The following is a 13905-nucleotide window of genomic DNA, read 5'->3' on the forward strand; positions in this document are numbered from 1 at the left end:
TTCCATTCTACTTATTATGTTAAGGTAGTAAATGTAATAAGAGGCTTTTAAATTGTAGTGAATCTTGCATGTTCATACGTGATAATACGTATCCAGCTTTTAATAATTGCTGCTTTAACCTATGGGGACTGATATGTATTGTTGTAGTTGTGCCATTTGAAAAATGAATCTTAGCTTTTTTACTCTTTTTGAAAAACTCTATGTCATCTATATGGTTATAGAACAGCCATATACAGTTTGGAGAAGAAGGAGATTCTGTTGGGAAAGCACAAATATATTCTCGATGATTAATTGGAATTGGGACATTTTGTTTGAAATGAAAGTTTGTTTGAACTGCTTTACGTCTGCCTTGATAAGTAGAGTGAACATTGGTTAGACAAGATTGTTTGATGAGCTGGAGAGCAGTTTGGCAGGAGTAAAGATGGTTCCCGCTACTGTCGATAATCTTGGTTTGATAATAAGGGTGCTTGTATGGCTCTAACATCATTGTAGAATTAGAAATAAAAATATCATTTTCATTGTTCATAACTTCGAGTCCTCCCCTATGAAATATTGTTATAAATATCATTATATACGAATTAAGTAAAATAATTGTTAATCTTTTGTTTTGTATTGTAAATTTTGGCTATTCGTTTACAATCAATAGATGTTAGTCTTTCTAATTTGCATCGCTTGTACATATATATGAAAATAGAAAAGAGTAGGCGGTGAGATAGTATGAAGAAAAAGTATATTATTATGGCTCTAGTTGTTGTTCTTCTAGTATATTTAGCAAATAGTAATCCGAGTAAAGGTGAATATACGGATTGGGCAGCAAAACAGTTTATGAAACGTAATGATGTAAGTAAGAAGCTAGACGAAGTTCAAAAGGAAAATGAAGAGGGTCTCCTTGGCGATTTAGCATCGGCTGGTAAGAAGTTGGCGAAAAAATATGTTGAGCCACAAGTTGGATTATTAATCGAGAATTATACAAAGCGAAGTGATTATATTTTCTTCTCAACATATACGACCGAGTTTGATATAGGTGGAGAACACTATAAATATGTATGCGTCGGTTTTTCAAAAATCTTTATTCCGATTGAAATGCCGAAGAAAAAAGACGAATCTGCAAAATGATGCAGATTCGTCTTTTTGTTTATCTCCAGTGATTTAGATGTTAATGGGAACTTCAGATACATTCCTTTCTACAAGACGGGCTCCTTTTTTTCGAGTAGTATCATTAATTGATGAAAATACAGATGAGGCAAGGATCGTATCCATTACTTGATTTACGACTTGTGCATCGATGGGTGTGATAGGTTTTTCGATAGAAAAAACAACTGTTTTTCCATCTTCTTTTGCAAAAATTAATTCTAGTACTTGCATACGTTATTTCCTCCTTTTTATTTATCCAGTTAGGCAGGACCGATTGGTATTGTTTCATAATCAGCGGGGATGAACACCCCACTGATTAAATTTTCACCTTATAGGTTAGAAAGATCTGATGTGCTAACAAGTTGTATAGCGTGAAGCGGTGATGCTTGTACAGAAGCAAGAGCACGTGCTACGTTTTGTACTTGCTCTAAGTTTGCGTTTGTTTTCACACGCTTAAATTGTTTGTTCTTGAAAACTGTTTTTCCGTTCTTATCTAATCCACTGTTTAAGACAAGACGTAAAGTTAAGTCCATTACGATTGTTTCGACTGCCATGTTTATCACCCCCTTTCACTTTATAAATAGGGTGTAAATGTCATGTTTTGGCGTGAAATTTATTCTTTTTTTTGGTACGCTTAAAAGACTAAGAGAGGGGTTTCGGAAGAATGAATCGTAAATGGTTATTTTGGATTCCTGTTTTACTATGGATGGGGTTGATTTTCTATTCCTCGGCACAACCATATAAAAAGCAGGATATGCGTTCAGATATTGAACAATATGTAAATGTTGAGTTTGTGAAAGAGCATTTCTCGTGGGTATCTATCGATTATGGCGGTGGTACACCTGTTAGCATTGCAAATAAAGGTGTAGGCGGATTTGTTGAGTTTTTCCTTCGTAAAGGTGCTCATTTTATGGTGTTCTTTATGCTCGGTTCATTGACGTATTATGCTTTTCATCGATCAGGTCATTCGAGGAAAAGATGCTTTATATACGCCCTTCTTTTCATCGCGGGATATGCAACATTTGATGAAATTCATCAATGGACTACGGGAGACCGTACACCGATGTGGCAAGATTCATTACTGGATACGTGCGGCGGATTAACAGGAATTATAATAAGCAATTGGTTTTGGAATAGAAAAAGGAGCTAATCTTTTGAGATTAGCTCCTTTTGTTTATACACCAAGCAATTCTTTTAGTTCATCTGTAGATAGTTCGGTCATCCAACTATCGGTTGTAATGACGGCGTTGTTTAATGATTGTTTTCTTTCTAACATTTCATCAATTTTTTCTTCGAGTGTCCCCGTTGTAATAAGCTTATGAACGTGAACGAAGCGTTTTTGACCAATACGATATGCGCGGTCTGTTGCTTGATTTTCTACAGCTGGATTCCACCAACGGTCGTAGTGAATGACATGGTTGGCAGCGGTTAAGTTTAAGCCAGTTCCACCTGCTTTTAACGATAAGATGAAAATGTCATACGTTCCGTTTTGGAACTGCTCGATCATTTTGTCACGTTCTTTCTTCGGTACACTACCATTTAAGAAGAGAACGCGCTGACCGAAATGTTCTTCTAACACATTTTTTAGCATGTTCCCCATACCGATGTATTGTGTGAAGATTAAACAACTTTCATTTTGATCTTTTATATTTTCAATGAGTTCCATTAGCGTGCTCGTTTTCATGGAACGTTCGATGATGTCTTTTGGTTCTGTTTCTTTTAAATACAGAGCAGGGTGATTACAAATTTGTTTGAGCTTGTTCAGCATGAGTAATATAAATCCGCGTCTTTCAATCCCACTTAATCCTTCTACATTTTGCAATGTATCTTGAACAAGTTGTTCATATAAAGAAGCTTGTTCACCAGTAAGTGGGCAGTACGCTTTCTGTTCTTGTTTATCTGGTAAATTTAATGCGACGGTTTGATCTTTCTTCGTTCGGCGCAGTAAAAATGGTGAGATAAAACGTTGAACTTGTTGGATTTTTCCTTCGTCACGGTCTTTTTCAATCGGTGAGACGAAGCGACGCTGGAATTGTCCTAAGCTGCCGAGATATCCATGATTAATGAAGTCGAAAATAGACCAAAGCTCGGCAAGTCGGTTTTCCATCGGTGTACCGGTTAAAGCGATTTTGTGATTTGCTTGCAAGTTTCGTACTGCTTTCGACTGTTTCGTATGTGGGTTTTTAATATTTTGTGCTTCATCCAAAATAACAGCATCCCAGCATAACGTACTAAGTTCTTCTTCATCCAGCTGAGCTAATGCATAAGATGTTAATATAACATCTGCTGATTGAAGGAAGTCTTTAAATGATTCGCCTTTCGCTCGGTTACTTCCATAATGTAACTGAACACGTAAATTTGGTGCGAAACGCTCAAATTCTTTTTGCCAATTTCCAAGAACAGATGTCGGTGCCACGATTAAGGCAGGTCCTGTTTGGAGATTATTCTCTTTTATATATAGTAAGTAAGTGATCGTTTGAATACTTTTTCCAAGTCCCATGTCGTCAGCTAATAATGCTCCGAATCCAAGCTTTCTTAAATATAATAACCACTCAATGCCATGTTGTTGATACGGACGGAGTGTTGCGTTTAGTGCAGAAGGGACATCTACTTTTGGAATATCTCCAATGTGCAATAGTTTTTGGAATAGCTCTTCATAATATCCATCTAGTTCGATTTCAATATCGGTAAATGGACTATCTTCTTCTACAATTTCCGCCTCAGCAGTGTTTGATAAATGTTGCTGAAGGACATCTTTCATTTCGAGTCCATATTTATCGGCACGGTTCATTAGTTTTCGTACTTCTTCAATAAAGGCTGGATCCAGTCTCATCCATTGACCATTTATATTGAATAATCGTTTATTTTGTTCAACGAGTTCGAAAAATTCGCTTTCGGATAAATCAATACCGTTCGTTGAAATGCGCCAGTCGAAATTAACGAGCGTATTCATGCCGAAGAAAGATTGTGTTTGCGTGGCATTCTGCTTCAGCTGCACACGTAATTTTGGTTTTGTCGCTTTTAAATTTTGCCACCAGGATGGTAGTAAAATCGTAATACCTGCGGCGAGTAATTCGTTACTTGCTTCCGTTAAGAAGTTCCACGCTTCCGTTTCAAAGAGCTCACTTCGGAATGTCTCGTCTTCTTTTAACCACGGTACGAGCTTACTGAAGCCTTCTTGTGTTTCAAGAATACGCTCTTCATAATCGTGCCATCGTTTTGGTAAAGAATCGATACTTTCATATACATATATGCGATGAGCCCCGCGTTTTGGTGTAACAATTGTCTCAAGCTTCCACATTTCAAATTCTTCTTGCGGCTCTTGTAGCCGTAGTCCGATTGTAAAGGGAAGGTCATCTTCAATGTAACCAATTTTTCGAAGCCAATCTTCTTCATGTAGTGCTGCATCCAATTGTCTTTTCGTAAAGTCGTAATGTTCATAAAGTCTCTTGGCATCTTCCCATCCATCATTTGAACGGTTATCTTGTAATATGCTTTCATTTACCGCAGTCGAGAAAAGAGATGCCAATGTGTCATCTTCGATTGGGGTATTTTGAACTTTCCAAGATGGTTGCTGAGACCAACGCTCCATATCAGGTACGAAGTTACCACTGATGAAGGCATCCCATAATTCGTTCGCATCTTCTGTAAGTGCTGTAATAGGGCCGTTCATTTGAATATGAGCAAAGGAGTTCATCGGTTTATTAGCGATGTATTCAAATGCTTGTGCGTTTGTTAGCATAACACCTTGTTTTCCTTCAAAGGTCGCTTCTTTTAGAAACGTGCCGTAGAAGGAAGTGGAGTGCCATGTAAATGCATTTCGTTTCCAACTTGTTACGGATAATGGAGTACCGCTGTCATCTTCTCCCCAAAGGAACCAACCTTGACTAACGTGCTGGAGCCTAATTGTTACTTCAGTTTGATTGATCATCGATTAATTTTCCTTTCCGTAATTCCTCTTGTAGTGCACGCAGACGTGAATGTAAGTTTGCGATCTGAATAATGAAAGCATCCCATTCATCAGTGCGCTTCAATCGTTTATATAATGTACGTAATTTTTTTAAGTAACGAACTGCACGTCTATATGATTTGCGGTTTCGCTCTTCAATGGCCTCGGTAGCAGCAAGGTGATAAAGAGGAAGGGCTGCTTCTGGTGCTTCCTTTTCAATATCTTTCAGCGGCTCTTTCAAAAGTTCAATTGCTTCAAACCCATGTAAAAGCTGAAGTTCTGCCCATGTACGATATTGCTTTTTCGCAAGTACGTATTGCTCATAGTTTGCGAAACTATATGGTAATAGCTCTTGCAAAATCATTTCGAGTCCGGCTTGTTCATTTGTATGAGTTGCATACGTTTCATACATGATGACAAATAAGCGAACGATATCTTTTATGAAAATCGTATTTTCGTGCTCATGTATCGTTTTCTTCACTTGTTTATACGTAAAGGAAAGCCAGCTTTTCGCACGATCCCACTGCATTGTATTTAATAGCTCTTCTAACCAATAGAAGTACAGACTTACAACAGAAGGAGGCTGTTTCTTTAGTAAGTCCATCGCTAATAGGTCTTCGTCATTTAAAAAGAGTAGATGAGAAGATGCTAATGCTTTGGAAAGTGGATTGATTTTCGTATCGATTCGCTTTTCTTCTTCTTGCAGTTTCTCTTTATTGTGTAAGAGTTCACTCCATATGTGACGATAAATAAAAAATCTTTCTTGCGTATAGGCGTCGGTGGAGAAGAATACTTCGTGAACGAGACGAGCTGTTTCTTGCAAAATTGCTTCAGACTCTGAAGGAATCGCTTCTGATTGTAAGTCCCGAACGATGGATTCCACTTTATCTACAAATAAGCGAACGACGTTAACAGGCTGGTGATAAGAATACGTTTTATTTGCTTCGAAGTCCTGAATTTCTTCTAATAACTTTTGAAAGCAATAAAGCGCTGCATGTAGCCTGAACAACTCATGTATCACAACGATACGCGGAGCTTTCCGCTCGAGTTTCGTATAGAAGTCTGTAAAAATACTCATAAGAAAATACATTTGTTTATAAGTAAGCCGAGCTTGTTCTTTTTTAAATGATTCATATTCGTTGTCAAAATACGATTGCCAACTTTTATAATCCGTTTCTTCAAAAGCTGATGATTGCAATACTTGTCTTGCAGTTCGAATAGGAGGAAGGGAAGGTTTCGTATTATTTTTAAATAAGGTTAATACATCTCCTACTTGCCCAAAACTAGACGCTGCAGATAGTAACACAGCGAGCATATGCTCACATTGTGTTGGTGCAAAGCAATCACAATAGCTTTCAGCAACGTTACGAATTGGGATATGGACGCTATATACGCTGCCTTCAGCATCTACAGTTCCTGATAGCGTAAAACCATCAAAGTCAACGTTGTAGACAACACCACTACGATATAGGTGCCGAGCTGTAGCGACATGTTCCTGATCAGCTGTTTGCTGTGGATCTAGTCCTTGAACGAACTCATTCGCAATCATCATAATTTCATCTTTCGTAATTGAGTGTTGCAGCATAATATTCCTCCGTACACATATTTCTTTCCTCTACCATTATAAACAAAAAATGCTCAAAACAGAAAAAATGAAATTTAGATTACACAAATTGAAAATCATGGTAATATATATAATGTTAATTTTGTATATTACTATATGTATATAGGAGGAGAGATAGTTTGTCAGATTTACAGACGAAGTTAGGCAGTGGAATGAATAAGTTACAAGAAGGAATTGAGCAAGGGAAGATGAAGCTGCAAGTTGCACAAGAGATTGCTCAATTGAAAAAGGGAATGCAAGTGCAAATGCAGAGAAAGGCAGAAGTTCTATTAGAGGTTGGACAACAAGTGTATGTTCAATTAAGAGGGCACGGAGTAAATGAATCAAGTTTAAAAGAAATGATTGCTCCAGTCCAAGAATTTGATGTGGCTATTTATCAAGCGAGAAAACGCATCATTGAATTGCAAAAGCAGCAAGGCGAGAAAGCTACATGTGAATGTGGTGGACCTTTATCGATGAATGATAAGTTTTGTGGTTCATGCGGAAATCCTAACCCGATGTTAGTGGTAGAAAATGATGGTGAAAAGGCAAATTGTATTTCGTGTGATGAGCATATTGATAAAAACTCTACATACTGTCCAGTTTGTGGAATTGAGCAAAGTGGGGAGTGAATAAGATGTATTGTCGCACGTGCGGAAAGCAACATGGTGAGGAAGTAAATTATTGCCCAATTGAAGGTAGTATGGAGATTGCGGGAGCTACGGATGTAGTAACGTTAGAACAAGATACGGCGAAATATTGTAAAGGTTGCGGCAGTGAAAATGCTCAGCAAAATTTATATTGTCAAAAGTGTGGGCATTCTTTATTTGTTGTGAAGAAAAAAGAACAAACTGTAAAATTACCTGTGATGGACGGCGCTCCTAAAGTTGAATTTACAGCAGATAAGGCTTCGTTACAAACAGGTGTTATTGGTGGAGCTATTGCAAGTATTCTTATGTTAATTGCTGGATGGATTGGTAGTGTATTATTTGCATCTATGTTAAGTGAGATGTTTAGTACATTTGCGAAAGAGTTAAAAATGCTATCAAGCTTTTATACGAGTGCGACTTCTACGCTGCTAAGCTATCATTTACTTGGTTTTACAGCTAGTGCCGATAGTGGAATGGTATTATCTTTATCTTGGCATACTCCATTTACATTATTATTGATCATTCCATTTATTATTTTCGCTGGAACAGGAATTTGGTTAGGAAAGCAGGGCGCTGCAAAAACGATTAAAGATCAAATTTTTATGGCAGCAACAGTTGGTATTATTTATGGCGTCTTTTTATTCATCATAAGTTTTATCGCATCACAATCTTTTGCAGTTCCATTCACAAATGGAGGTAAGATTACGGTTGGTTTTTCAGCATTTAAGAGCTTATTGAGTGGTTTTGTATGCGGAACATTATTTACTTTATTAGGATTTATTGCTCATACAAGCAAAAACAATATGGCAGCAGCATTCCAAGAATTAATGCCATATGGAGCATCTATTTATTATGGAATTTCATCTATGATAAAAGGGTTTTTAGCGACAGCGGTAGTAATGTGCATTTTAGCTGTAGTGTTAGTAAGTAACATAGACAGTGCTGCGCCGTTACAAGAAGAGAAAGAATCTAAAACACAAGGTGTATTATTAGCGCTAGAATTAACACCTCAAGTATGGAGTATGGCTCATTTTTCTCCGTTAGAAGTGTCAAGTCCAGCATTTGATCATCAATTTAAAAAATATACTAAGCAAGAATCTGATAACAAATTAGCGTTTTCATTCGTGTCAGGTATTTCTATGAATGGTATCGGAATGAAGGATGTCATAATTGCACAAGGTGGATATCCAGAGGATCTCGCTGAAGTAGAAGAAGTAAATGGTGCATTCCATTACGGTTTATTACTACTTATCATTCCAGCATTCTTTATGTTCATGGCTGGGAGAAAATTAGCGGAATTACCAACTACGAACATGTATATCACACTAGCAGTATGTAGCGGTTCTTACACGATTATGATGATTGTACTGAACATCATTTCTAAATTCCAAATTGATGTTTCAGGAAAGGTCATGAATTTAGCTGGAGCAGGCGGTACTGTACTATCTATGCAAAATTCATTTGTGTATTTAACTTTGTTTAGTTTTATTTTGACATATGCAGCGGCATTCGCCGGAATGAAATTAGCTAAAAAATAGGGGGAGAGCATGTTGAAGTTTTGTGGAACATGTAACAAGAAGGTTGCAGATCATTTGAACTTTTGCCCCGAGTGCGGAAGTAAGGTCGAAATAATCGTTGATAACACTGCCACTTCATATACAGAAGTGCAAAGTGAGACCAAACCAGTAAAAAGTAAGAAAAATTTATTTTTGATTATTGGTTTCGTCATTATTGCAGCTTTATTATTTGGAGCATATAAATTTGGAGCAAATAAATTTTCAAAAGAAAAGCAAGTGAATGTAATGATTGAAGCATTCCAAAAGAAAGATATCAATGCGATTGATGAGTTTGTGAAAGCAGAAGACCCGAGTTTAAAGATTAAGACAGAGGATATTAAGGCGTACATCCGTTACTTGAAAGAGAATCCGTCTTATAACAAAGAATTACTGTCTTATTTACAGAAAGAGACTGTAGATCAAAAGTTAACAAAAGATAAAGCGTCCTTTAAAGATGGACAAATTGTCGAAGACGGAAAAGAATGGTTCTTATATCCGAAGTATAAGTTCAGTATGAAATCTTATTACATGAGTGTAAGCACAACTGCAAAGAAAGCGGAAATATCTGTGAATGATAAGAAGGTAGCAGACATTTCTAGTGATAAATCTTCGAAAGAGCTGGGGCCATACTTCCCAGGTACGTATGTTGTAAAGGCAACGGCGAAGACAGAACTTACTGAATTAGAAACAGAAAAAGAAGTAGAGTTAGCAGATGAAAAGAGCGGAAAAGTAGAAGTGGATTTATCACTTGAAGGTAAGTATGTAACCATCTCTTCTGATGAAAATGAAGCAACTGTGTTTGTGAATGGTAAAAAACGCGGGAAATTAACTTTTGGAAGTTACGAACTTGGTCCTGTATCGACAGATGAAACAGTGGAATTACATTTAGAGAAAACTACTGATTTTGGTGTAGTGAAATCTGAAAGTATTAAAATTGGAGACCAAAGCACGTATTACTTAAAATTCCCAAAAGAAACATCAAGCTCAGCAGTTGGCGATTTTGTACGAAGTCATATTTATGATAATGTACGTGCGATTTCATTAAATGATTTTAGTCTAATTGAAAATAATTATGATAAGAGCGGGAAATCGTATAAAGAAGACCGTGATTACTTACAATATTTACACAAAAAGGGAATTACAGAAGACTTATTAACGATGGAAGTTCGTAATGTAGAACGTCAAAGTGAAACGAAATACAAAGTAACAACGTATGAAGAATATCATATTCGTTACGGTGATGGATCTGTAAAGTTTAAGAGCTTTAATAACGATCATATCGTTACTGTTAATGGAAATGGAAAGGTGCTATATCATTCTCTTGGTGCCAATAATACGTTGAAATCAGAGGAAGTATCTGGTCCAACTCGTTAATAAAAGAGAGAGGTTGTTCAATGTTTTTGAACAGCCTCTTTTTTTGTAGAGTCTCCTATTGTGAATTTTCGTCAGTAAAGCGATATTTCGCGTCGAACCGTTAATATATTTTTTCTACTCTTGTTCACGAAGGGAAAATAAAAAAGATATCACTTAGCCCGAAAAAAATGGCGAGGTGATATCCTTTTTTACAATTATGAGCGCGTTTCCTTTAATATCGCTTGCACATATGGATCATGTAATATTTGTTCTATGATTGGTAACATGTTTTGTTCGAATGGAATGTCGATAGGAAATGGCTTTTGTGAGCCAGGTTTGATTCCATATTGGACAATTTTGTAATGAGTATTTTCTTCAGAGCTGAGTACAATTAATTTATATCGATTGTCATCGCCAGCGAGTGAAAAGTCAATGGAAGTAGCATCGTATGTTACTTCATCTTTATATATATACGGTTTTGGTGTACCGATCCAGTCTACTTTTGCTTGTACGTTCATGGACATAACCTCCTTATAGCTATTATAAAAAAATAAAAGCCAGCTCTCAACAAAGAGAACTGGCTTTAGCAGTCATTGGTTATTTTAAAATTTTCACTTTAACAGTTTTGCGTCCCCATTTTTGAGCAGCACTATCTGATCCAAGTAGGATGTCGATACGGTTACCTTTAATTGCACCACCAGTATCTCCAGCGATAGCTTCTCCGTAACCTTCAACCCATACTTTAGATCCTAATGGGATTACTTTCGGGTCAACAGCGATCATTTTCATGTTTGGGTTCGCTGTTAAGTCATGACCCATTGCAGTTAATACACGGCCACCATATGTGCCACCGTTTTCGCTTGGGTGAGCTGTATATGCTGTAGCTACAACTGTTAACTCACGACCATTAGAAGGTTCGCTAGTTTCAGCAGCTTTCACAGCAGGCTTAGCAGCTGGTTTTGCTTGTGCTGCAGGTTGCGCTTTAGCTGGTGCTACAGTTTTAGCAGGAGCAGGTTGTTCTTGTTTCTCAATAACAGGTGCTGTACCTGTTAAGAAAGGAACGTGAACATAAGCTGTTTTCCCGTTATATTCGAATTGTAACCACTCATTTTGTACTTGGTTCGTTGTTTCAATCATATCGTCTTTCTTAAGCGTCCCAAGAACTTCTGAGTCTGTGTTCGCTTCAGCACGTACATTTAATACGTTAGCTGTTACGTAGTAGATGCTTTTTGTAAACTCTGTACTTACGAATGCGTCTTTACCATCTAAAGTGATTTTTGACCATCCGTTCTCTGTATTTTGAACATCTATTTTATTCCCGTTTAGTAATTTACCGACAACTTTTGATTCCGTAGTAGGGTTTTCGCGTACATTTAGTACGTCTGTTGTTACAACAGTTTCTGCATTAGCAGATGATGTGAAAATCCCAAGACCAAAAACTGCTGCTGTTGCTATTCCAATTAATTTTTTCATGATAGCCTCCATTGCGTTTGTTTTCGTGTCCTCATTATAGCAACAGATTTTTTCGGATTTCGGGAAAACACACAATTACAAACCATTCGTAATCAGTCGTTAACATCCTGTAATATAACAAAAAATGTAGGAAAGCGTTTTTCAATCTATGTGATTAGTAGGTTTCTACTTATATTCAAAATATTTAATACAACATATATTTTTCGGCGTAAATAAAAATGTTACAGGAGTGTTACATGATGTTTACTAAACGATTACATTCCTTGAGTATTTTACCGTTTTATGGGTAATATAGTTATATAAACATAAACATTTCGTTTGTGAAACTATAAACACGTGCTATATACTAGCAAAAAAACCGCATAATTGTTACAAAAAGAAAGGGTTGCAAGGAAGCAAAATACCCTTTTTTACATCTGTAACACATCCTTTTTTGGGAAAATACATTCCCATCCGCATTTTTCTCACACAATTTGACAGCAGTATTTCGATCTTTTAGCTCTTGCAGAGTGAAAAGGTTATACGGAAGGTAAGGCTGTCCATAAGAATTCGAATTGGTGAAGGTGAAAGTAAGAAAATCACCGTAAAATTATAGTTTTCTATCCGATTTTACATATCGGAATTTATGTTATTTACAAAAGTGAAACCTACGAAGGGGGATTTGATGAAGAAACTGACAAAAACATTCATCGTATCATTAACATTATGTATTGCATTTACAATTTGGGGGATTATTCCCGAATCTATTATTGGAAAAGGTAGCTTAGGAAATGTAACAACCGCAATTCAAACTGCATTAGTTAGTAAGTTTGGATGGTTCTATATTATTTCTGTTTCTATTATATTAGGTGTGTCTATCTTTTTAATTGTTTCGAAATACGGTTCTATCCGTTTAGGTAAAGATGATGATGAACCTGATTATAGTTATATGACATGGTTTGCTATGCTATTTAGCGCTGGTATGGGTATCGGCTTAGTTTTCTGGGGCGTTGCCGAACCATTAAACCATTTATATGCACCTCCGTTTGGAGAAGGTGCAACTGAGGAAAGTGCGCGTCTTGCACTACGCTTTTCATTTTTCCATTGGGGATTACATCCGTGGGGACTATATGCATTTGTAGCGCTGTGTATTGCTTACTTTACTTTTAGAAAAGGAAAAGCAAGTACGATTAGTGCGACAGTAGGTCCGTTATTTAAAGGCGGGGAACATGGGCGTATTGCTCATTCGTTTGATGTGTTAGCTGTTTTCGCAACTGTGTTTGGTGTTGCGACTTCATTAGGTCTTGGTGCAAAACAAATTGCAGGTGGCGTTAGTTATTTAACATCTATCCCGAATTCATTAACGACTCAATTAGTTATTATTGCAATCGTAACTGTGTTATTTATGTTATCTGCACAAACAGGCCTTGATAAAGGAATTAAATATTTAAGTAATACGAACATTATTTTTGCGTTTGCACTTATGATTATTGTATTATTTGCGGGTCCAACAAACTTTATTATGAATTACTTCACTTCAACAATCGGTTCTTATATTCAGGAGTTGCCAAGTATGAGCTTCCGTTTAAGTCCATTAGATGAAGGCGGAAATCAATGGATTCAGTCGTGGACAATTTTCTATTGGGCATGGTGGATTGCATGGTCGCCATTCGTAGGTACGTTTATTGCCCGTGTTTCACGAGGACGTACCATTCGTGAGTTTGTTATCGGTGTGTTACTCGTACCGACCGTAATTGGTGCACTTTGGTTCTCTGTTTTCGGCGGGACTGGTATTCATATGGAGCTGTTTGGTGATGCTCATATCTTCGACAAAGTGAAAGAGATGGGAACAGAAGTAGGGTTATTCGCTATGTTCGACCAGATGGGAAGCTTTGGATCAGCTTTATCGGTATTAGGTATTCTACTTATTGCAACATTCTTTATTACATCTGCAGACTCTGCGACATTCGTTTTAGGGATGTTAACGACACATGGTAGTTTAAATCCACCAAACCGCATCAAAATGGTTTGGGGTATCGTTTTAGCATCGATAGCTTCTACGTTATTATATGTTGGTGGATTAGAAGCACTGCAAACGGCAGCTATTATTGCAGCATTCCCATTCGTCTTCGTTATTTTCTTTATGATGGCGGCATTATTTAAAGAGTTACAAAAAGAAGGGCGTATGAAGCATCATAAATAATAGAA

Annotated in this window: 13 protein-coding genes; 6 read left to right on the forward strand and 7 right to left on the reverse strand. The window is 37.0% G+C overall.

Annotated elements, in window-relative coordinates; translation table 11 throughout:
* Nucleotides 1–19: 19 nt before the first annotated feature.
* The gene (locus ACXVYO_RS26430) at nucleotides 20–526 is read right to left on the reverse strand and encodes a competence protein ComK (RefSeq protein WP_458469182.1); all 507 of its coding nucleotides are present in this window, start codon (nucleotides 524–526) and stop codon (nucleotides 20–22) included.
* A 191-nt stretch (nucleotides 527–717) separates the two neighbouring features.
* Between ACXVYO_RS26430 and ACXVYO_RS26435 the strand changes: the two genes are divergently transcribed.
* The gene (locus tag ACXVYO_RS26435) at nucleotides 718–1116 is read left to right on the forward strand and encodes a DUF4359 domain-containing protein (RefSeq protein WP_000731404.1); all 399 of its coding nucleotides are present in this window, start codon (nucleotides 718–720) and stop codon (nucleotides 1114–1116) included.
* Between the two features lie 33 nt (nucleotides 1117–1149).
* On the opposite strand, the gene ACXVYO_RS26440 is transcribed toward ACXVYO_RS26435, so the two are convergent.
* Both ACXVYO_RS26440 and ACXVYO_RS26445 read right to left on the reverse strand, forming a co-directional pair.
* Entirely contained in the window at nucleotides 1150–1365 is a 216-nt protein-coding gene (locus ACXVYO_RS26440; RefSeq protein WP_458469184.1) for a DUF2922 domain-containing protein, read from the reverse strand.
* Nucleotides 1366–1463: 98 nt separating this feature from the next.
* Nucleotides 1464–1688, reverse strand: a complete 225-nt coding sequence (locus ACXVYO_RS26445) for a DUF1659 domain-containing protein (protein WP_073517148.1) — start codon at nucleotides 1686–1688, stop codon at nucleotides 1464–1466.
* A gap of 110 nt (nucleotides 1689–1798) precedes the next feature.
* Here ACXVYO_RS26445 and ACXVYO_RS26450 point away from each other — a divergent pair, with 110 nt between their 5' ends.
* Nucleotides 1799–2284, forward strand: coding sequence for a VanZ family protein (locus tag ACXVYO_RS26450; RefSeq protein ID WP_458469186.1), 486 nt, complete (start codon nucleotides 1799–1801; stop codon nucleotides 2282–2284).
* 24 nt (nucleotides 2285–2308) lie between these two features.
* On the opposite strand, the gene ACXVYO_RS26455 is transcribed toward ACXVYO_RS26450, so the two are convergent.
* A complete protein-coding gene (locus ACXVYO_RS26455; protein WP_458469188.1) occupies nucleotides 2309–5065 on the reverse strand; it encodes a DEAD/DEAH box helicase in 2757 nt (918 codons plus the stop codon).
* Nucleotides 5049–6668 carry an SWIM zinc finger family protein gene (locus ACXVYO_RS26460; protein WP_458469190.1) on the reverse strand — a complete coding sequence of 540 codons (1620 nt, stop codon included), beginning with the start codon at nucleotides 6666–6668 and terminating at the stop codon, nucleotides 5049–5051. The genes ACXVYO_RS26455 and ACXVYO_RS26460 overlap by 17 nt, the downstream gene beginning before the upstream one ends.
* A 158-nt stretch (nucleotides 6669–6826) precedes the next feature.
* Between ACXVYO_RS26460 and ACXVYO_RS26465 the strand changes: the two genes are divergently transcribed.
* From ACXVYO_RS26465 to ACXVYO_RS26475, 3 genes are read left to right on the forward strand one after another with little or no spacing between them, the layout of a single operon-like run.
* Entirely contained in the window at nucleotides 6827–7318 is a 492-nt protein-coding gene (locus ACXVYO_RS26465) for a double zinc ribbon domain-containing protein (protein ID WP_458469191.1), read from the forward strand.
* Nucleotides 7319–7323: 5 nt separating this feature from the next.
* A complete protein-coding gene (locus ACXVYO_RS26470) occupies nucleotides 7324–8874 on the forward strand; it encodes a zinc ribbon domain-containing protein (RefSeq protein WP_458469193.1) in 1551 nt (516 codons plus the stop codon).
* A gap of 12 nt (nucleotides 8875–8886) precedes the next feature.
* On the forward strand, nucleotides 8887–10266 hold the full coding sequence (locus tag ACXVYO_RS26475; RefSeq protein WP_458469246.1) for a zinc ribbon domain-containing protein: 1380 nt from the start codon (nucleotides 8887–8889) through the stop codon (nucleotides 10264–10266).
* A 194-nt stretch (nucleotides 10267–10460) separates the two neighbouring features.
* Here the strand turns inward: ACXVYO_RS26475 and ACXVYO_RS26480 are convergent, their stop codons facing one another.
* Nucleotides 10461–10763, reverse strand: coding sequence for a DUF3910 family protein (locus ACXVYO_RS26480; RefSeq protein ID WP_149212899.1), 303 nt, complete (start codon nucleotides 10761–10763; stop codon nucleotides 10461–10463).
* 79 nt (nucleotides 10764–10842) lie between these two features.
* Nucleotides 10843–11718, reverse strand: coding sequence for a cell wall-binding protein EntA (locus ACXVYO_RS26485; RefSeq protein WP_458469195.1), 876 nt, complete (start codon nucleotides 11716–11718; stop codon nucleotides 10843–10845).
* Nucleotides 11719–12382: 664 nt separating this feature from the next.
* Here ACXVYO_RS26485 and opuD point away from each other — a divergent pair.
* On the forward strand, nucleotides 12383–13900 hold the full coding sequence (opuD, locus tag ACXVYO_RS26490; protein WP_458469197.1) for a glycine betaine transporter OpuD: 1518 nt from the start codon (nucleotides 12383–12385) through the stop codon (nucleotides 13898–13900).
* Nucleotides 13901–13905: the final 5 nt, after the last annotated feature.

The organism is Bacillus sp. BC08 (assembly GCF_054326875.1).

What these genes read in the sequence shown, in the direction of transcription:
- ACXVYO_RS26430 (WP_458469182.1), bottom strand. Translation starts at nt 526, where the DNA reads ATGAACAATGAAAATGATATTTTTATTTCTAATTCTACAATGATGTTA.
- ACXVYO_RS26435 (WP_000731404.1), top strand. Translation starts at nt 718, where the DNA reads ATGAAGAAAAAGTATATTATTATGGCTCTAGTTGTTGTTCTTCTAGTA.
- ACXVYO_RS26440 (WP_458469184.1), bottom strand. Translation starts at nt 1,365, where the DNA reads ATGCAAGTACTAGAATTAATTTTTGCAAAAGAAGATGGAAAAACAGTT.
- ACXVYO_RS26445 (WP_073517148.1), bottom strand. Translation starts at nt 1,688, where the DNA reads ATGGCAGTCGAAACAATCGTAATGGACTTAACTTTACGTCTTGTCTTA.
- ACXVYO_RS26450 (WP_458469186.1), top strand. Translation starts at nt 1,799, where the DNA reads ATGAATCGTAAATGGTTATTTTGGATTCCTGTTTTACTATGGATGGGG.
- ACXVYO_RS26455 (WP_458469188.1), bottom strand. Translation starts at nt 5,065, where the DNA reads ATGATCAATCAAACTGAAGTAACAATTAGGCTCCAGCACGTTAGTCAA.
- ACXVYO_RS26460 (WP_458469190.1), bottom strand. Translation starts at nt 6,668, where the DNA reads ATGCTGCAACACTCAATTACGAAAGATGAAATTATGATGATTGCGAAT.
- ACXVYO_RS26470 (WP_458469193.1), top strand. Translation starts at nt 7,324, where the DNA reads ATGTATTGTCGCACGTGCGGAAAGCAACATGGTGAGGAAGTAAATTAT.
- ACXVYO_RS26480 (WP_149212899.1), bottom strand. Translation starts at nt 10,763, where the DNA reads ATGAACGTACAAGCAAAAGTAGACTGGATCGGTACACCAAAACCGTAT.
- ACXVYO_RS26485 (WP_458469195.1), bottom strand. Translation starts at nt 11,718, where the DNA reads ATGAAAAAATTAATTGGAATAGCAACAGCAGCAGTTTTTGGTCTTGGG.
- opuD (WP_458469197.1), top strand. Translation starts at nt 12,383, where the DNA reads ATGAAGAAACTGACAAAAACATTCATCGTATCATTAACATTATGTATT.